15 protein-coding genes and 1 pseudogene are annotated in these 19,440 nt (G+C 57.9%); 6 read left to right on the top strand and 10 right to left on the bottom strand.

The window, feature by feature from the left end; genetic code table 11:
• The first annotated feature begins 119 nt into the window (after positions 1–119).
• A complete protein-coding gene (locus ACA065_RS20660) occupies positions 120–608 on the top strand; it encodes a YkgB family protein (RefSeq protein WP_497691285.1) in 489 nt (162 codons plus the stop codon).
• Positions 609–648: 40 nt separating this feature from the next.
• On the opposite strand, the gene ACA065_RS20665 is transcribed toward ACA065_RS20660, so the two are convergent.
• The 5 genes and pseudogenes from ACA065_RS20665 to ACA065_RS20685 form a co-directional block, all read right to left on the bottom strand.
• A complete protein-coding gene (locus tag ACA065_RS20665) occupies positions 649–1,140 on the bottom strand; it encodes a GNAT family N-acetyltransferase (RefSeq protein ID WP_497691286.1) in 492 nt (163 codons plus the stop codon).
• An 11-nt stretch (positions 1,141–1,151) separates the two neighbouring features.
• The gene (locus tag ACA065_RS20670) at positions 1,152–1,376 is read right to left on the bottom strand and encodes a hypothetical protein (protein ID WP_497695391.1); all 225 of its coding nucleotides are present in this window, start codon (positions 1,374–1,376) and stop codon (positions 1,152–1,154) included.
• Positions 1,377–1,454: 78 nt separating this feature from the next.
• Positions 1,455–2,372, bottom strand: a pseudogene (locus tag ACA065_RS20675) (alpha/beta hydrolase); the annotation flags it as partial.
• Positions 2,372–2,812, bottom strand: a complete 441-nt coding sequence (gene tspO, locus ACA065_RS20680) for a tryptophan-rich sensory protein TspO (protein WP_497691287.1) — start codon at positions 2,810–2,812, stop codon at positions 2,372–2,374. The gene tspO and the pseudogene ACA065_RS20675, both read right to left, overlap by 1 nt.
• Positions 2,813–2,883: 71 nt before the next feature.
• A complete protein-coding gene (locus ACA065_RS20685) occupies positions 2,884–3,453 on the bottom strand; it encodes a nucleotidyltransferase family protein (RefSeq protein ID WP_497691288.1) in 570 nt (189 codons plus the stop codon).
• A 1,515-nt stretch (positions 3,454–4,968) separates the two neighbouring features.
• Between ACA065_RS20685 and ACA065_RS20690 the strand changes: the two genes are divergently transcribed.
• A complete protein-coding gene (locus ACA065_RS20690) occupies positions 4,969–5,208 on the top strand; it encodes a DUF6124 family protein (protein ID WP_497691289.1) in 240 nt (79 codons plus the stop codon).
• A 3-nt stretch (positions 5,209–5,211) separates the two neighbouring features.
• Here the strand turns inward: ACA065_RS20690 and ACA065_RS20695 are convergent, their stop codons facing one another.
• Positions 5,212–5,445 carry a hypothetical protein gene (locus ACA065_RS20695; RefSeq protein ID WP_177017500.1) on the bottom strand — a complete coding sequence of 78 codons (234 nt, stop codon included), beginning with the start codon at positions 5,443–5,445 and terminating at the stop codon, positions 5,212–5,214.
• A 565-nt stretch (positions 5,446–6,010) separates the two neighbouring features.
• Here ACA065_RS20695 and ACA065_RS20700 point away from each other — a divergent pair.
• Positions 6,011–6,799, top strand: coding sequence for a hypothetical protein (locus ACA065_RS20700; RefSeq protein ID WP_497691290.1), 789 nt, complete (start codon positions 6,011–6,013; stop codon positions 6,797–6,799).
• A gap of 117 nt (positions 6,800–6,916) precedes the next feature.
• Positions 6,917–7,864 carry a hypothetical protein gene (locus ACA065_RS20705; RefSeq protein WP_497691291.1) on the top strand — a complete coding sequence of 316 codons (948 nt, stop codon included), beginning with the start codon at positions 6,917–6,919 and terminating at the stop codon, positions 7,862–7,864.
• Between the two features lie 157 nt (positions 7,865–8,021).
• On the opposite strand, the gene ACA065_RS20710 is transcribed toward ACA065_RS20705, so the two are convergent.
• Together ACA065_RS20710 and ACA065_RS20715 are read right to left on the bottom strand one after the other, a co-directional pair.
• The gene (locus tag ACA065_RS20710) at positions 8,022–8,801 is read right to left on the bottom strand and encodes a BPL-N domain-containing protein (protein WP_497691292.1); all 780 of its coding nucleotides are present in this window, start codon (positions 8,799–8,801) and stop codon (positions 8,022–8,024) included.
• A gap of 145 nt (positions 8,802–8,946) precedes the next feature.
• Complete coding sequence (locus ACA065_RS20715) at positions 8,947–14,649, bottom strand: membrane-targeted effector domain-containing toxin (protein WP_497691293.1); 5,703 nt, start codon at positions 14,647–14,649, stop codon at positions 8,947–8,949.
• Between the two features lie 375 nt (positions 14,650–15,024).
• On the opposite strand from ACA065_RS20715, the gene ACA065_RS20720 reads away from it, so the two are divergent.
• Together ACA065_RS20720 and ACA065_RS20725 are read left to right on the top strand one after the other, a co-directional pair.
• Positions 15,025–15,375, top strand: a complete 351-nt coding sequence (locus ACA065_RS20720) for a hypothetical protein (RefSeq protein WP_497691294.1) — start codon at positions 15,025–15,027, stop codon at positions 15,373–15,375.
• 104 nt (positions 15,376–15,479) lie between these two features.
• On the top strand, positions 15,480–16,730 hold the full coding sequence (locus ACA065_RS20725; protein ID WP_497691295.1) for a hypothetical protein: 1,251 nt from the start codon (positions 15,480–15,482) through the stop codon (positions 16,728–16,730).
• 63 nt (positions 16,731–16,793) lie between these two features.
• Here ACA065_RS20725 and ACA065_RS20730 read toward each other — a convergent pair whose 3' ends face one another.
• Together ACA065_RS20730 and ACA065_RS20735 are read right to left on the bottom strand one after the other, a co-directional pair.
• Positions 16,794–17,420 carry a glutathione S-transferase family protein gene (locus tag ACA065_RS20730; protein ID WP_497691296.1) on the bottom strand — a complete coding sequence of 209 codons (627 nt, stop codon included), beginning with the start codon at positions 17,418–17,420 and terminating at the stop codon, positions 16,794–16,796.
• Positions 17,421–17,488: 68 nt separating this feature from the next.
• Positions 17,489–19,228 carry an OPT family oligopeptide transporter gene (locus tag ACA065_RS20735; RefSeq protein ID WP_497691297.1) on the bottom strand — a complete coding sequence of 580 codons (1,740 nt, stop codon included), beginning with the start codon at positions 19,226–19,228 and terminating at the stop codon, positions 17,489–17,491.
• Between the last annotated feature and the right edge of the window lie 212 nt (positions 19,229–19,440).

The following is a 19,440-nucleotide window of genomic DNA, read 5'->3' on the forward strand; positions in this document are numbered from 1 at the left end:
GAAGCCCTTATCTAGCGTGCTCCAGATACGGTTCATGAAAAAAAACTCCTGAGCCCTGTAATGTCTTTCAGTGAAGCGACTCAAGGGCAGTACCCCTTTTGTCACTTTGGAAGACTCTCATGAACGCGTTAAATCACTACCGTTTCACCCAGGGCAATTTTGAGTACGCTTTCATGCGTTGGTCCCTGGTGTTGATTTTCTTTCTGTTCGGCTACTCAAAATGGTTTCCCTATGAAGCGAACGCGCTGATCCCAATCATCTCCAACAGCCCAATCATGGCCTGGATGCATCCGGTTTTTGGTATTCAGGGCGCCAGTTACTTTTTGGGTACAGTTGAGTGGATGATTGGTATTGGGCTGGCTCTCGGCGCCTGGATGCCGAGAGTCTCGGTGGTTGCCAGTATGGGCTCCGTACTCACTTACCTGACCACCGTTACGCTGATCATAACGACGCCTGGCGGCTGGGAAGCATCGGCAGGAGGTTTTCCTGCAATGGGCGGCGCTACGTCGTTTCTGGTGAAAGATATTGTGTTGCTGGCAGGCTCAATCATTTTGCTCAAGCAGGGCCTCGTTGCACTCTGTAACCGTACGGCCAACACACCTTCCTGATCGAAACCCAGCGTGCTGGAGCGGCTGGCACGCTGACGCCTCAAATGATCTGCAGCTGCCGTTGCATATGGGTGGTGCGCCACACCGGATCGGCGTCAATATCGACAATCTCAAACCCCTGCCGAAGCCAAAAATCAATCGCCCCGGCAAGAAACGGATGGGTATGCAGGTAAACCACCTCCACCCCATTCGCCTGCGCCTGCGCCTCCAATGCGCGGTACAACTCACCGGCCAAACCAAAACGGCGGAACGTTGGAAGCACAAACAGGCGCACCACCTCCACCGTTTTGAGGCCCTGGTAATTCAACTGGGGGAAGCGGCCGTCGTAGGGTAAATAGCCGATGGCGGCAACGATCTGGCCATCAGCACGGGCGATCAGGAATTGCCCGTCGCCGTGAAGGTAGATCGCCTCGAATTGCGCCAGATCGTTCGGGATTTCGCTTTGGCTGAGCTTCGGGAAAAGCTCAGCACGCGCCTGCAGTACAAAGGCCAACACGTCAGGGATGTCGGCGACGGTGACCGCTTGGAGCATGGGCCGTTGGCTCATAGAACCTTGATCTGGGTGATCCCCACCACCTCTGCCTGTTCCAGAATCTCCTCGGGTGTCGCATCCGCCGCGGGCAGGATCAACCCGTTCTCCGCGTCGCCGAAATGCAATTGCAGCACGTGCATCGCCGCCTCGTGCAATGGCAGTTCAGGCTGTTTGAGCTCAAACACATGGGTGCGGGGCTCGTTGTTGAACAGGTAGGTCAGCGTGTATTCGCGCATGGTGGCGTCCGTGTGATGAGAGAGAAGCAACTGAGGGTGTGAGCCAGCAAGCGCATCGACTGTGGTTGACGACGCCTTGATGCGAGCCGTGATCCACGCTCGGCTATGCCTAAGCACCGCCTGCGCCATCGCCACCGGAAAATGAATAAACCCATGGGCAGATTCCGGTAGCAGGTGGGCTTGCACCTCGGCCACCGCGCCCCATCGCTCAGCAATCTGCAGCGTGTCATCTTTAAGCGGGTCCAGCGCCCCGACGAACATTAACGCCGGCGGCAACCCGCTAAAGTCGCCATACAACGGTGATAACGGTGGCTGCCGCCGCGCCTCATCACTCAAACCCGGCGTGAGCATGCGCAATGCCTCGACCATGCCTGGGCCATCCAGCAACAACGTGTCCGGCCCGGCTGCGCGCACGCTCGGCGTGCCGGTCAAATCATAAACGCCGTAATACAACACCGCCCCGCTCACCCGCTTGAGCAAGTCCGGCCATTGCTTGAGCGCCAGCAACGTCGCCGCCGCCAAATGCCCGCCGGCCGATTCCCCCACGACGATCACTGGCAAACCGGCAAACTCATCCGCACTGAGCAACCAACGCGCGGCCGCCAAACAGTCTTCCATCAGGCCTTCAATCGGCGTGTCGAGCGCCAGCCGATAATCCACCGACACCACCGCCACGTCACAGGCCCGCACCATGCCCAGGTTAAGGTCATCATCCATCTGCGCATTGCCGATCACCCAGCCACCACCGTGGATATCCAGCACGACGCCCGTTGGCTGGCCTTCCGGCCGCAGGATGCGCACAGGCACTGCGCCCACCCGCCGAGTCTCGGCCACAGGCGCTTTCTTGAGCGTTTGACTGACGCGCAACAGTGCCTGGATGACACGCGGCGTGACGCGATTGCGGATTTTAAAGCGCGGCAGCCAGGCGAGCTTTTTATTGAACGCGCGCATCTGCGCCAGCTCAGGCTCGCTGGCAGGCCAAGGTGTGTGGGCCATCAGCGGTTATTACGCAAAATCGAGACATTCAACGCCGCCGCCACACTCAACCACGCCAGGTACGGAAACAGGATCAACCCGGTAATCAAGTCCAGCCGCAACGCCATCACCACCAGTGCCGCCACCACGAGCCACAGCAGCACGATCACCACCATCGCGGCAAAAATGCGATGCGCGCCGAAGAACACCGGCGTCCACAGCGTGTTCAACGCGATCTGCGCTGCCCACAGGCCCAGGGCCAACTGGCTGCCGGGGATCAGGGTCAAGCGATAGCCCGCCCAGGCGAGCAGCAGGTAGATGACCGTCCAGGCGACCGGAAACAGCCAATTGGGCGGCGTGAAGCCGGGCTTGACCAGGGCTTCGTACCACTGGCCCGGTTTGAAAATGATGCCGGTACTGGCGGCGGCGCCGCAGGCGATGAGGAAAATAAGCAAGATCATGCGCTGTCCTTGGCTGTTGTCAGCGGTCAGGGTTCATTTCAAGATAGGACGCCCGGGGAGTGGGTAAAAGTTCACACAGGATCTGGCGCCACAATCTTCAGCCACGGCCAGCGCGCCTGATAACTCTTGGCCTTGGCTGCAAATAACTCAGGCTCGCGGTGATAAGGATTAATGCGCAGCACGCCCTGCTCCACATCCGCCAACCCGTACGGCGCATACACCTGGCCCGTTGCGATCTCCAGCCCGATGCACGTGCCCGCCACCAGGTAACGATCAACACCTTGTTTAGCCGTGTGCAACTGCGGATAGGGGCGGCCGAAGCGTTCGCCATACCAGAGGTGAACCCGTGCCTGATTCTTGACCTCGACGTTGACACCCAAGTCTTGAAACAGCTGATCGGCCGCGCGGATGACGCTGTCCTCGGCCTCGTAGGACAGGTCGGTGTCGAAGTAGAAAACGTCGTAGTCCTTCACGCCTTGAGCGGCGGGAAGATTCGACTGGTGATTCCACACCGCCTGGAACAGGCAGCCGGCCGTGAGCATGCACTGGTCTACGCCGAGATCCGGCAAGCGTGCGGTGATTTCGGCGTTGATGGGGTTAGCCATGGCCAGTTCGAGCAGGGTTTCGACGGTCAATGTCATGTTCACTCCTCCTTAGTAGGTCCGGCATCAGGGACCGACGGTAACGCACTAATGATCTCACCCAGCACCCTTTGTGGCGAGGGAGCTTGCTCCCGCTGGGCGGCGCAGCCGCCCCAAAACCTGCCGACGCGGTGCATCAGGCACAAACGGTTGCGGCAGACAGGGGCCGCTTCGCGGCCCAGCGGGAGCAAGCTCCCTCGCCACAGGGGGTTATCTGTAATTCGGGGAGCGGGCCGCAGCACCTTGCTCTATTGGAAACTGGATCGACACGTGTGAGGTTGGCGTAAACCCAGTTTTCTAACCACCACCGCACCCCATGTGGCGAGGGAGCTTGCTCCCGCTGGGCGGCGCAGCTGCCCCAAAACCTGCCGACGCGGTGCATCAGGCACAAACGGTTGCGGCACACAGGGGCCGCTTCGCGGCCCAGCGGGAGCAAGCTCCCTCGCCACAGGGGGTTAACTGTAATTCGGGGAACGGCCCGCAGCACCTTGCTCCATTGGAAACTGGATCGACACGCGTGAGGTTGGCGTAAACCCAGTTTTCTAACCACCACCGCCCCCTTTGTGGCGAGGGAGCTTGCTCCCGCTGGGCGGCGCAGCCGCCCCAAAACCTGCCGACGCGGTGCATCAGGCACAAACGGTTGCGGCACACAGGGGCCGCTTCGCGGCCCAGCGGGAGCAAGCTCCCTCGCCACAGGGGGTTAACTGTAATTCGGGGAACGGCCCGCAGCACCTTGCTCCATTGGAAACTGGATCGACACGCGTGAGGTTGGCGTAAACCCAGTTTTCTAACCACCACCGCACCCCATGTGGCGAGGGAGCTTGCTCCCGCTGGGCGGCGCAGCTGCCCCAAAACCTGCCGACGCGGTGCATCAGGCACAAACGGTTGCGGCACACAGGGCCGCTTCGCGGCCCAGCGGGAGCAAGCTCCCTCGCCACAGGGGGTTAACTGTAATTCGGTAAACGGCCCGCAGCACCTTGCTCCATTGGAAACTGGATCGACACGCGTGAGGTTGGCGTAAACCCAGTTTTCTAACCACCACCGCCCCCTTTGTGGCGAGGGAGCTTGCTCCCGCTGGGCGGCGCAGCCGCCCCAAAACCTGCCGACGCGGTGCATCAGGCAAAAACGGTTGCGGCACGCAGGGGCCGCTTCGCGGCCCAGCGGGAGCAAGCTCCCTCGCCACAGGGGGTTACCTGGACTTCGGGGAACGGCCTGCAGCACCTTGCTCCATTGCCTACGCTTGCGTCAGAATCCGCCGGCTTGTGCGCTGGGGTGGCCGACTCTAAGGTTGCCCGGTCGCTGAATCGTTCAGTGATCGGGTTTAGTAGCCTGAGTTGGGTATTGAAAAGTGCACGAGCTTCATCAATCAGACATTGCGTCTGTGCTTGATGGTGGCTGTGCGTAGGGCGTCTTCGGGCGCGCCGGCTTTGATATCCACCGGTCTACTAACCTGCGCACAGCCGCCACCTTTTCGTTTAGTAGCGAAAAGGCGGCAGCCAAAACCAGGATATCTTTATGTCTCAAGCAAAATCTGATTCAACTACCCTCTTCACCGTCATACCCGACGCCAGCACCGAAACCCTGATCACCAACAGCTACGAAACCTTCGCCTCAGTCAGCACGCTCCTGCTCGACCTGTCTGAAGACCTGTGCGGCAAGCACCGCGACATCGCACTGGCGATCCACCAACTGAGCGAACTGGGCGTGCTGCTCACGGCCAAACTGCTCGACCGCGAAGCGCCCTGCCCTGGCTGATTATCAGCCTTTCAACTCACCCGCCCGATTACTCGCCGCGTCGTCGTAAGCCACGTACAACGACTCGGCGATCTGGCTTTTGATGGCTTTGGTGGCTTCCAGGCCGAGCACGAAACCTTCGGCCTTGCCGCCAGCACGGTTGAGCTCTTCATGGGTGGCGGCGCCGGTGATGGCGTCGAGGAGCTTGGCGGCGTGAGGGCCTACGCCTTTGGGCAGGGAAATTTGGTCGATGGACATGGCGATACCTTTAAGAATGGAAGTCGGTAGCGCGTGGAACCACTGCCGGGGATGGCATGGTAGACCGGTTAGCTGAGAAAAGGGGCTGCTTTCAGTCAACGCAGCAATTCAATCCGGCAAACCGTCTAGTGAATGTGATTTTCCTAAGGCAGCGTTAATATGCTGACACCACGATAAATTTCCACCCACAATGCCGGCACAACTATGGCAAAATCGCATAATCAATAAAGGAACTAAAAGATGACTCAAAATGCAACGAAAGCATTTCATTATGCCAATATAGTTATGATGATTACTTCCATTATTATCTTTTTTATTTTCACCTGCACCCGCAAAAACTCAAAAAATGAAAGTACAGCTTTTTATAATCCCACCATCCATCTGACCTTCACATTCCCATCTCATCCCACATCCAGACATTCAACAACACCTCCGGCCTATATAAAAATCTAATAGCAGCTGGAATCTCATACGATTTACGTACCACGTCAATAGAGTATCGCTCACGCCGATGACACCAGCGCAATTACTCTACAAACACCAAAACTCAAATAGGATTTAGTAAATGCTACTGAAGCAAATTATCAGAACATGGAAACCTCTGTCCGCCATATTAACTGCCACAATTCTATGCGCAATTCTATATTCGTTATCCAGCGGCGATACAAAAAACTTTGCACTCAGCCTAGGCACTTGCTTTCTCTCAGCGCTGGTCGTAATTATTGCGGTTGACATAAGCTTATCAGCAAGAACAGAGCACGAGAAAAGTCAATTATTTCACACGAGTCTTCACTCATTACGCCCCGCTTTCGTTCAGATTGGAGGGGTAATGTTTAATATGATAAAAGCGACAACTGACACTCCTAAAGAAGATAAAGAAATCGACTTCTCTCAAATCCTAAAAATGATGAAAGGCGCCGAAATACAATATATAAATGCACGGCACGAAGCGCCTGTCGTACCTAAAATAGACTGGCTAAACTACATCACCAGTGCTTTTATTCAACTATCAGACAGCATCAATAAATTCTCAGAAAAGTACATAATTTTTATCGACAAAGACACTATTGAACTTAGCGAAAAATTGGCTGCACACCAATTTATACTTCTATTAAAGCAAGCACGAGGGCCGTGTCCCTCAACTGAATTTAAAGGCGATTTTGGCGCAGTGATAATGACCTATGCACTTCAAACGACAAACAACAAGGAACCATCACATTTTCACGACTGCCTATCACTTATAGAGCAATTTTATAACAAACTTTTAGCGGCAAACATTAAAATCATGATTACCGTCAACTGGGGCGACAACTTCGCCCCCGCGCTTGGATCTGCTAAAACAGCCAATAGATAGCACAAATAAAATAGGAGAAGCCTAAATTTTCAACCATTGTCGCCTCCCTCCTATTTTCCTTTTTCCCGAAGCACAGCCCAACAACGGCAACGACCTAAAGCACTGAGTAAACTAAAAATGACCGAAGTATCTCTATTCGTGGCCCTTGCTTATTTTTTAGTGGCCATAGCCGCCTCTGTTCTGCTTTGTGAAAAAGCCGGCATTATAATTTACAACCCTAAAATAAATCTCAGATATGATTTTTCGGGCTGGCAACAAAGAGATCGAAATGCAGCCTTGGTTTGGGTAGGTTATTTTCTATTTATCATCCTTACAGCAAACCAAGTAATCCTGTCACACAAGCATGATCTTATTTACCTAAGCATCGGACCAATACTAATTATAACATTTGGAACCCTGGCTCTATCTATAGAGTACTTCAAACTAATCGAAGCATACAAGCGATACTCAGCCGCTATAAAATTGGCAATTGTACTATCTGCACTCTACATTGGATACAAAGCAAGCGCAATGACAGACTCAAGCATTGCTGAGTACACCTCCGTCAACGCATCCAACTTCCCAGACGCGCAGAAAGTCATCACACTTTTAGCATCTACCGGGATCTGGATTTACACGGCGGTCGCTTGCGGCTTACTGGTTTATGTAGGAGTTTCTCTTTTCGCCGTTTTCAAGATGATCACATCAGATCAAATATCTGCAAAAGCTAATCGTTATAGAAGATGCTTGATAGGTACTTCACCAATAAAGCCCGAGAGCGCATCAAAGGAACTTATCATGATTATAACCATTATCATGGGAGTAAGTATGGTTGTCATCGCCCCGCTGGGCTATATACAACGACTAAAAGGGGAGGACCTCGAAAGGCTTGCTAAAAACCTACTCGTGGAAACTTCATTTCATTTAGATCCAAAATTGTGCGGCGTATTGGCCCCTGAGGGCAGCTCGATGTCTTTGCTGCCGTTTCAGCAAGCCGCCGTTGCGATACCTAACGCCAAAAAAAACTATACTTTTACTGTAATCAAATGCAAGCGAAAATTTGAAGAGCTCCCTAAGCTTACCTAACCACAGAAAATATATTTATTAATAAATTAGAAAAATTAAACCCGGTCATTACTACTCGGTTAATCCTGCTATTTCCCGCGCAATGGAATCCACTTTAAGTCATCGGAACCCGAGGCCAGCCTAAGTCTATGACATTGTGGCCTGGTCTCGGCCTCTACTAATCGGAAAAACAAGCGGTTTGTCCCATCGAAATAACCAACTCTTCAACCCTGCGCACCAACACCCCAAACAATTCCCCTCGCGGCATCTCGCTCACCGCAAGCCCCGCATTCTCAAACCATTCCCGCCCCGCCTCCGGATGCGGCCCGCTCAGCACCACCACGCCCTTCTCATAGGTATACCGCGCGGCTGCCACATCGCCGTTGCGGTAGGTCGCGATGGCGGTATAAGGCGCCGCCCCCGCAGTTTTGGGAAAGTAAGGCCCATCCTGATAAAACACACTGTCCGGCTGCCCATTCCACACCACCCGCACCGCCGCATCGGCAATGCCCGCCACTTCAAAGCCAGGCCTGCCCGCCTCGGAGTCCAGGTCCTGGGGTATCAAGCCAAGGTTGCTGGCATCCGCAAGGTAGGCCCCCATGCACACGCCCAAATAGCGCCCACCCTTGGCGACGTAATCACGAATGGCTTGCGCACGCGCATCACCCAGGCTATCGAGGGCAGCCGGAATATCCTGGCCGCCGCCAGGTTGCACATACAGGTCATAGCGCGCGAGGCTTTGCGCGGTGATGTCGATCTTTTCATCCGCACCGACAAAGTCGATCTGATAAGTCGGGCTAAGGCGCTGTAACGCCTTTTTCACGTTTTCAGAACAGTCATCGCAGCCTGCCGGGCCACGGTAGATCGCCACATGGGTGATGGGCGCAGCGGCGAGCACGAAAGGCGCTTGCAGCGTGGCAAGCGCAAGAAACGCAGGGGCGATAGCGGACAGGTTCATGGTGGTTGGCTCATCAAAGGGCTGAGACAGGCTTGCCATCCAGAGCCTATATCGAATGCCGCGTTGAAGACGTTAACAGTTGTAAATCGGCTACGCCCGCCGGGTTGAAAAACCCTGCACCTACAACGTGCAGGGCCAACGTGGCTTAAACGGCGGTCAAGTGCACCTCTGTCTTGAGTGCCTCGATCAAGTGTTCCAACATTAAGTAACGTTTGTCTTTCAATTGCGGCCAACGCTCAATAAAAAACTGCCCGTTATCGTCAATTTGAATCGGGGTAGTAATAATTTCTCGGCTGTTGGAGTGGTGGAGCAGGTTGGCTTGGGTCTTTGAAGGATGCTCAATCAGGAAGTCGCCGATGTTTCTCAGCCGTGTGCGATCCGCCAGCGCGGTCGTGCCGGGTTGACGTAAGCCAATAGTGCCCACTTCCACTTTGAAATCAGTGCGTACAGCCAGTCCGCCTTGCGCACCTATTCCTTGCTCAAGGATTTCCCATGTACTCCGGTGCAGGGGCCGTGCGTTGCCGGGGGCGACATCGCGCACCGTCAGGCTGACTGCATCCTGCAATTGCGCGATACCTGGAACACCGTTGAACCTATCAGCGTGGGCATTGCCCATTAGCGCTACCCATTTATGGGAGCCCTGTGCCGCCTGGTCGGCCTTGATCACCTCATTGGCGAAATAGCTGAACAAGGTTTCGCGGCTGTTCAACGCAAGCATGCCTTTGGGGTGATAACTGGCCGTGCAATCGAGCGCTCGAACCCGTATCCCGTATTTATGCGCGGTATTGATCACATTGGTGTAAGTGTTGACGCCTGAATAACGAACCATATGACCCTTGTCTTGCTTGATCAGATAACGTTTGAGGTTGGCGGGCATGTTCCCTGTTTTATAAAAGCTCTCCAGTTCTGCCTGATGCAGATCGGTGAGCAGGTGTTCCACGTACAGCGTCTTGACGCCCTGCTCCTTCAAATACGCCATGTATTTGATTAGAAACGCTTTGCTGGACTTATCAGCATGGGCTTCGGCGATGATAAGTCCCAACTTATCCCTATACACTTGCCTGATAAACACCTCTTCATCGGTTGTCGTTGCAAGGTCGGTGAAGTGGGGTCGTGCCGGCGGCGTGTAAGCGGCAAACGAATCTTTGGCGGCTTGATTCAGGCGATCACGCGTGCTTCGGAAAGCATTGAACGCCGCAGTGTGCGGGCTTCCAATTTTTGGACCATAGCTAGTATCAAAGGCGTGATCCGTATTCAGCATCTCTTCCAGTTCTTTTTTAAAGGACGCGGGCAGATCGAACGCATTGTAATGGGACGCTGAAGTGGGCACCGGCACCGCGCTCGAGGGGCCGGCGGTCGGCAACGACTGTGCGGCTGCGGCCATTGTCAGCTTGTAGTCACCCCGAGAAAGCGCGGCGGCGGACGTGTCAGGCACGACGCCCACAGCCTGGCCCGGTGCAACGTCCTCAACACGCAGGGCGATGACATTTTGCAGGTCAGCCAGGCCTGGCGCACCGTCCACACCGCCAATGCGGTTGTGATCAACCAGGGCGATCCAGCCTTCATCGGGTGCTTTTGTCGCCAGATTTTTGTGCGAGTAGAAGTTTCTCAGCTTGCTGCTGCGCGGGATAAACCGCTCTGCTTCGGAGAGCTCCAGCACGTGCTCCATATGATAGGAACTCGAAGCGTCCACGCCTTGGATCGCGACCTTGTGCTTGTGGGCTTCAAGCATCAGCTTGCGGTAGGTGAACGGGGCGTCCGCGCCCCAGCCCAGGGCCGTGTCGACCCGTGCCAAGTGCTCCTCTACACGTTTCAAGGCGTGTTCGACATTGCCCTTGGCTTGCTTGTTGATGATTTTAAGCTTGGTGCGAAAAACATCAGCCGGCAGGTTTTCGATGTACAGGTGCTTAAGGCCTTGCTCGGCCAAGGCCTGCATGTTTTCGATCAGTAGCTGCTTACTGGCAACGCTGGCGTTGGCGGCACCAATGATCAGTCCCTTCTTGATGGGGAACAGGGTGGCGAGCACATTGGAGGCGCTTGAGTCGGCTGCCAGTTCCGGCAAACCTGTGCGGTTGGGGCGCGCGGGAGGTGAGCTGAAGAGCGCCTCTGCATCCTCGGTCAGCTGTTTGACCTGGTTGGAATAACTTTCACGCAGCAGTCTCGTGGCGTAATAGGTTGTACCTTGTGAGGCCTGCGCAATCACTTCGTCCGACTCCATTCGCCAGAAGCCAGCCACGAGTACCCTCCTGAAGATTGCGCCCTGGTCGGCTGAAATCTCGTAACCGGCCAGTGCCTGCTCAACGTCTTCCTGGAGCACCTGATACTTCTTGCGCCCCCCGCCTGCAACCCCGGAACGAACCCAACGGCCCTCGGCATTCTGGTTGACCAGGCGCGCGGTTGAATGCATTTGCCCGGTGAGCGAGTCATAGCGATACAACAGATGACGGCCAAAGGCATCCGGGGTGCCCTTGACCCAGAACGTGTGGGTGTCGAAAAGCACGGGGTTCATATCGCTCGACAAACCCAGGCCCGGTGCTTTGAGCAGCAAGGCCTGTTTTGCCGCTTTAGTGGCCGGCCTGATCGCCAGCGTGTTGAGCGGGCCTTTAAGTGCCGGGCGGAAGTCGAACAAAGCCGCACCGCCCAAATTGGCCATGTAGCCGATAAAGTGGTGCAAGGCCACCCCCTTGTCGCCCTGGTGGTAGGCATTGATGGCAAGCATAGCGTCCTTGAACGCGAGCAGGCCGCCCACGCCCAGGCTCAACGCAGGAAAAGGCACCGTGGCGATGGCCGTGACCAGCTCTACGCAGGTCCACACAATGCCCATGATCATGTCGGTACGGTTGACCGTGGTGGCCGCCACATCATCTATTTTGCGCTGCAACACCATGTTGTAGAGCTCATGGCGCAGGTCGGCCAGGGGCGTGACATGGGCTATCGGGTCATAGCGTGCGGGGCTTGGGGTCGTACGATCAATCGTCTCGGGCAATCCCTTGCGGGCCGCTTCCAGAAAATTCGTGATGCGGGTCCTGGCTTTGACCGCCACCCTGGCAAGGAGATAATTCGACACACCGTCGACTTTTTTCAGCCAGTAGTTGAACAGCTTCGCCTCACGCACGGCGATGCCATCGGGTGCGTTAGGGCTGTACAACAGCACCGGGTTGTCCGCATGGCTGAACAGGTAATTGCCGATGACCCATTCGCCGTCCAGCATCAGCCGATGCACCTTGTAGCGGTTGCGGGTCGCCACTGTCGTGTCGCCAAGGCTGTCGATGGCATGTTCCAGCCAGGTCAGGTCGACCTGGGCGATGTGACCGCGCAGCCGGCACTCCAGCGCCGCTTGCTTCATCTGCAACTGGTTGATCACCAAGGTGATGTCGCGCCGCTCGGTGTAACCTGGGCTGGTTGCGCTCTGCAGCTTGGCGCGAATTTCATCGATGTAGGCCTGGCCGACCCACACACCGGTCACCGCGCGTGCAACGTTCTGCGGGGTCAGACGGCTCAGGTCAACTCCGCTCGGCCCACTGAAAGTCGCCGAGGTGGAGAACTTGGGGTCAATGAAGCCGACGTTATCCTGGTAGCCGTCTCTGTATAACTGGGTGTAGGAAATAGCGGCTGGCATGCCGCCCAACAATGGCCAAGGCGCGGAAACGTACACTGTGTCCGGGTCGATATCATTCTGGCTACGGCCCAGCAGCGTGTTCAGGCTGAGTGTGGCCTTTTCGTGCACAAAGGCGTTGAAGGTGATGTCGTTCGCATGCAAACCTTGATCGAATTTATACACGCGTGCGGCGCCTGCAGCGTCATCCGCCAGGCCTGTGAGCCGGGCGCGGTCTGCCGCCGAAGCAGAGCGATACCACAACGGGGTGGTGTAGTCGTAGTCGTCCACCGCTGCGCTTTGTGAATGAACCACCATGGCATCCAGGCACGCCGTGTAAGTGCACAACGAACCGAAGGTTACCTGCGCATGCTCCTGCGCGTCGGGCTTGAAGCTCAGCCCCGCGAGGAACGTAGCCATTTTCGGGCGAAAACGCAGCGGGCATTGCTCCAGCACGTAGTCGCTCATGGTCCGGCCACTGCGCCGGGTTTTATCGTCCGCCCAACCGACGATATGCGCCTGGCACTCGCGCTCGCTCGAGAAGGCTATAAACGCTTGCTCGCGGGGGCTTTCGGGGGTGCACAACAGCAAGCGTCGGGTTTGACCTTCTGCATCGTTCTCACGCAATAGCCACAGGTCCTTGAGTTGCGCGCCATGCAGCAGCACGGTTTGCGCATGCAGGTGCGGGCGTGTGCCGGCTCGCAGGTCTTCGAACAACGCGTAGTCCGCCGGGCTCAAGTCGTCTCGCAACCTTGCAACATAAGCGAGCAACACCAGCCGGTGATCAAACAGATCACGGGTTGCCTGTTTGAATTCAGGCAGGGCCTGCACGTCTTTTTGCAACGCGGCAAACTCCAGGCGCGGCTGCAGGCCCGACGCGCGGACCGTATCCAGCAGGCTTTGCGCAGTCAGCTCGGCAAGGTGGCCCTGCGGTGGCTCGCCCGCATAGCGCAAGGTGGCGCGGGTCACGCCGGGCAGCTCATCGCCGGTCAACAACCCCAAATAGCTCAACTCTGTCAGGTTGCGCATACGCGTGTAGCTGCCAACGTTGGGCAGCTGATTTCGGGTGACGACTTGCACAAGTTGCGGGTCCAGGTCATGCAGCTCCAGTTCTTCGTCCAGGTACTCGGTCAACTGGTAGTTCGCCAACGCCTGGGGGGAAGCGGCCGGCCCCAGCAGATCTGCAAAGGTCTCGCGGGCCTGATTGTAGGCATGGATGAGGCGACTCAAGGTGGCCTGACGCGTCGGGTCAGCGCTGCGATACCAATCCGGCAGGCTGTTGTACAGGCTTCGCTCCAACAACTGTTGCTGCCTGAACGCCAGGCGTAATGACACGTCCGGGAGCGCAGCCTCTATCGCGTTTTCCAGTGCCGATTTCAGCAGCAGCGCATCGTGCAGCGGGTTGTCGACCAGGCTCAAGGCCCAGTCGATGTCCTGGCGACGTTTTTCGAGCACCGCGTCGTAGGTGTGTTCGAAGAGTGGCTTGCCTTCAATCGGCAGCAACTGCAGGGGCCAGATACCGGCTACATCCAGCGCCTGGTAACGCACCGGCAAGTGCCGGCAGAGCTCTTCGCGGCCCGCCGGCAGCGCCAGCATTGCCTTGAGGCCCTGGTCGAGTTCCGCCAAAGATTCAAAGGTTTCCAGACCTCGATTGGGGGTAAATAACAGCACTTGGCCGAGGTCCTGGGCCGATGTCAGGTTATCCACGCTGGGGCTGGACTTACGCGTGAGGACGAAGGCGCCCGCAAACTCCACGGTCTTGCCCTGGTAACTGAAATTGAGCGAGTACATGCCCGGCCGAAAGGTCGGGCCTTTGGCACAGTCTTCAACCATGCGCTGTTCGGCGGGGGACAGCAGGTAATCCCGCACATCCAGCCTGGCCTGTTGTTCCAGCGCGCCAAGGCCGGCCACCTGGGTGAGATAGCTCTTGCGACCTTGACCGTCCACCGTGCTGGTTTCGTCCAGGTCTTGCAGCTGTGTATTCAGGTCAGCCTTGAGCGTGGCCAGCAGCGCTTTGCCCACCGCCTCGGTGAGGTCTGCCTGAGTCAATGCCTGGAACAGCCTGCGCGACTGGTTCAGGAACTGTTGGTTGGCGCGGATCAGGGTACTGTTCAGCGACTCCAGCGCGACAAGTTCGGCCGGCAATACCACGGGAAGCTGGGCTTGGGCGCGCAGATCTGGGTCGATTTCAAGTAAATGAGTACGTATTTCCTGAAGCGTCGGTAAGGCTGAATGGGTATTGGGCGTGCTCATGGGCACTGTCCTTATGCTGATGAAATGAACCCTCAGCTTGAGGCGGGACCTGGGTGTGTCGGCGGTAATTATTCAAGGTGCCCAATGGCATTGCATTCAAACCGCACATGGGGATTACTGTACGCCGAGCCCTATTTCGAGACAGCCCGCCCTGTTTGAACTCGCCGCCCTCCTCACCTACGTCGCCGTGGTGATCGGTCTTTTCCTGATCCCTGGCTATCGCTATCCGGCCGTTGAGCCGCAGGTTGAAGGGGCTTTCGAGGCTGCGTCGGCGGGAAGGCAAAATCATCGGCACGCTGTTTATGGGGCTCGGGCTTAAAGTAGCGTTTCAGCAGCGATAGGCCGCACGTTGAACTAACCCTCTGGAGCCCCTTGATGTCACCCACCAAACGCGACAACGCCCGCCTCGAACGCCGACTGGTCGCCACCCTGACCGATGCGTGCGAAACGGCAAAAGCCCAAATCCCAGGCTTTGACTGGTTGACCCATACGGTCGACTACGCCGCCTTCCCCCAGAGCCTGCGCGTAATCTGGGTGTTCGACACCCGGACGAACAAAGACCAGGCCCTGGCGACCGGTGCCGGCCAACGTATGCGCGAGCTGACCGCCGCTGCGCTGCATGACGCTGATGTGGCTGCGGTGAACATTGATCGCTGCGTGCGCTTTGACTCTGAAGAGGAATGCAGCGCCCAGCACGGCGGCGATTGGCGTCGGCGCTTGGCGTGATGCCCGTTCGACTGCCACCTCTGATTGGCGGTGTTTGCCTGGAAGCCACCCCTTAACTACTGGATAATGCCGCCTCGCCTTCTCCGATAAGGACATCCCCCGTAATGAAGTTGCCCGCCCTCCTCCTGGCTGCTGCCGTGCTGCCGGCCTTCGCCTATGCCGACGACGCTGCGCTGACCGACACCCTCAAAGCCTTCACCCGCTGCGACGCGAGCTTCTTCAGCAGTCTGAACACTCACCGCGATGCCTGGCAGGCCTATGCGCCGCTGCAGCAGGAAAAGAACTTCACCTGGATCGCGGTCAGAAACCGCGCGGACCGCAAGGCCAGCCAAGTACCGGTCAGCACGCCGCCCATCGCAGGTTTGAAGCTGTTGTCGTATGCCGATGAGGTCACCGACCTCGGGCCGTTGGGGCTCTACTATTACTGGGGGTTTGTGGTGGACGGCGGCGTCGACGAGGTTGCCCAGCGCCTCGCGCCGCTGCTGGAACAACGCGGCGCACTGCAAAAAGGCGACAAGGAATACACCCGCAGCGAGCTCAAGGTCGGTAACGGCTGGCAGTCGATCAAACCCCAACCGGGCAAGGCGCCGGGCACCCGGCAGGTGGAGCGGGTATTGATTGTGGAGGCGGAAGGTAAGCAAGGCACGCAATCGCGCGTCAGCTGTTCGGTACAAGGCGGCGTGAATGCCGGGCTGCTGGCGCAGTTGCGTCCGGACATCGCGCCGGTCGACTACCCACGCACCCAGATCGAAACCAGCTTCACCGAGGTCGACGTACCGGCCAACGTGCGCCAGCGCCTCGACTCCCCCCTGCTGCAACCGAAGTTCAAAACGTTGAACTACAGCTACCTGTCCAAGAAAGGTGATGGCAGCAAAGACCTTCCGACCTCGGTCACCTTCAAGGCTGAGGGTGGCTTGCTGGTGAAGAACGAGGCCTACGGCAACACCTTCAACGTTGATCGCCTGACGCAAGCGGACCTGATTCAGTTGAAGTCGAAAATGAATGGCGTCGGCGATGGGCGGGTGCTGCAAACCCGCGAAGTCGAGCTGAACCTGCCGACCAGCTGGGCGCCGGGCCAGACGCTGAGCACCCGCCTGCACATGGTGAATGTGCCTGCCCGCCCGACCGACAAACCCTACGAAACCACGTTGACCTGCAAGGTCGGCGAACGCATCCCGGCGCGTCAGGTGTTTGCATCGTTGACCGGAGATGCCATCAAGCTGGCGTGCGACCAGGGCGACTACAAAACCTCGCGGGTGTTTATCGAGGACCTGGGCGTCGCGCTGACGCTGGAGTCAACGTCGAGCGAAACGCACTATGTGAATGAAATAACCGCGGTAGAGGTCGTGCGCTGATCGACGCCCCTTGTCGTGGCGAGCGGGCTCGCCACAAGGGTTGCGTCTGCCTCCTGAGCCCTTTTACTTGGCAAACGCGTACTCGCCGCCCTGCTCCACCGCCTTGCGATAAGCCGGGCGTGCCTGGAAGCGTTGCACCCATGCTGCCAGGTTCGGGTAAGCCTGCAACTTGCCCTGCGCCTTGGCGATTTCGCCGATAAAGCTCATCTGGATATCCGCGCCGCTCAGCTCATCACCCACCAGGTACGGGGTATCGGCCAGCACATCGTTCAGGTAGCCCAGATAGTTGGCCAGCTCCGATTCGATGCGTGGATGCAGCGGCGCACCCGCCTCACCCAAGCGGCCAACGTAGAGGTTGAGCATCAGCGGCAGCATGGCCGAACCTTCGGCGAAGTGCAGCCATTGCACGTATTTGTCGTAAGTGGCCGTGGCCGGGTCGGGTTGCAGGCGGCCTTGGCCGTGGCGGCGGATCAGGTAGTCGATGATCGCAGCGGACTCGATCAACACGAGGGAACCGTCTTCGATGACCGGGGACTTGCCCAGCGGGTTGATGGCCTTGAGCTCAGGTGGGGCGAGGTTGGTTTTCGGGTCGCGCTGGTAGCGCTTGATCTCATAAGGCAGGCCGAGCTCTTCCAGCAGCCAGAGAATGCGTTGCGAGCGCGAGTTGTTGAGGTGGTGAACGGTAATCATAAGGGCTCCGCTGAACAAGAGTGGGTATCCAGATAAGAGACTACGCTGTCGCGGTGGAGTGCCATGGATTAATTCGCGACCATTGCCCACAACGACGCGCCGACGCCGGTGATGCTCTCCCCGGCAATCAACCCGGCCGCGGCGGTAATCGCGAAGCGTTCGGTCACGCTCGGCCAGCGACAGCTCACCAGCCACGTCAGCACCGCGCCGAGGGCCATCATCACGGACACCGAGGCAGGCAGCACGAACGCCAGCCCCAAGGCGGCGGCGCTGGGCAAATACCGCGCGCGCTGGGCGGGCAAGGTGCTGTCGAGAACCCCTAACAGCCCCCCCACCGCTCCCGCCAGACCAATTGCCCAGCGAATGCTCACCGATAATGAATCCAGCCCATGAGTCAAGGTTTGCGCCACGGCTTTCCAGGTGGCGACCGCAGGTGCCGGCCACTCTTCGGTGAGCAGCATGCTTTGCGGATCGGGGATCAATGCCAGGTAAGCAAACACACCGACGATACTGCCGACGAAAATCCCCAGGATCTGCGCGATCACTTGCTTGCGCGGCGTGGCGCCAATCGCCTTGCCGACCTTGAAGTCGTTCATCAAGTCGGTGCATTGCCCAGCCGAGCCACCCGCCGTGTTGGCGCTCATCAGGTTGATCGGCACCTGCCCCGGCGCGACGATGCCGAAGCTCAGCTGGGACAGTTGCCCGATCGCGCCAATCGGCGGAATGCCGGTGGCGCCCACCACCCGCGCGGCCACGGCAGCCAGGCAGATCGCCAGGGGAATGGTCAACAAGGCCATCCACAGGTTGATACCGAACAACAGCGCCTGCAGGCTCACCACCAAGACAATTGCCAGGGCAAAACCGGCGGCTGGTCCTGCCTTGGGAATCGCCCAGGGTGTACCGCCGCGGGCCTTGGTGGACTTATGCAAAGCCAACAGGCGAATCGCCAGCGAGGCCAGCGTCGAGCACACCATCAAGCTCACGCCGGGCCACAACAACCATTCCACCAGCGCGGCGAATTGCGGGCCGCTGCTGCCTGCCGGCACGGTTACCAGGCCTTGCGCCAACAGCCACGGCCCCAAGCCACCCCAGGCGAGCAAGGCACCGAGCAGCAGGGTCAGGCCCACGCGAATACCGATGATGGCGCCGAAGCCGAGCAACAGCAGCGAAGGGTCGGCGGTAAAGGTCAGGCGCTCCAATTGCGCGCTGGGCGACCACCGTGGGAAAACCCACAGGAAGGTGTCCACCCACTTGACCAACCCCGACAGCAACGCGGCGCTGAGCAGCACCTTCAAGCGCGTGGCAGCTTCGCGGCCGTGGTTGTAGATGTGCAGCAGGGTCTCCAGGGTGGCCATGCCTTCGGGGAATTTCAGTGCTTTGTCATTGAGCAGTGACGGGCGCAGATACCAGGCGATCCAGATCCCGAGGAAGCTCACCGAGAACACCCAGGCGATCATCGGCAAGGCGTCCAGCGTGTTGCCCGTCAGCAAGGTGTAGGCCGGGATCGGCGCCACCAACCCACCAGAGATAATCGAGGCGGCGGCCGAGGCGACGGTCTGGTTGATGTTGCTCTCGTGCAGTGTCCACGGCAGTTGCCCAGGGTTGCGCCTGGCCAGGCCTTGCCAGATGGCGTAGCCGACCAGCAAGGCAATGATCGACATGTTGAACGACCAGCCGATCTTGAGACCGGCGTACACATTGGAGGGGGTCAGCAGGATGCCCAAGACGATCCCGGTAATGACCGCGCGCAGGCTCAGTTCGCGTTCAACCGGGGCGTTCGGGGCGGGCATTGGCGGGGTTGAAGGCATGCGGATTCCTTTCGGCAACGAAACAGGGCGACTTGATAAGTGAGCCCTGTTGAGGCTGAAGGTTCATCAACCGCGTGGTGTTTTCAGCAAACGCCAGCAAGTTTCGAAAGCCAGAGCGCTTCCTGTGGGAGCGGGCGTGCCCGCGAAGACGCCGGCCCAATAAACATCGATGTTGACTGAACCACCGCTTTCGCGGGCAAGCCCGCTCCCAC

The organism is Pseudomonas sp. LBUM1640, assembly GCF_059716225.1.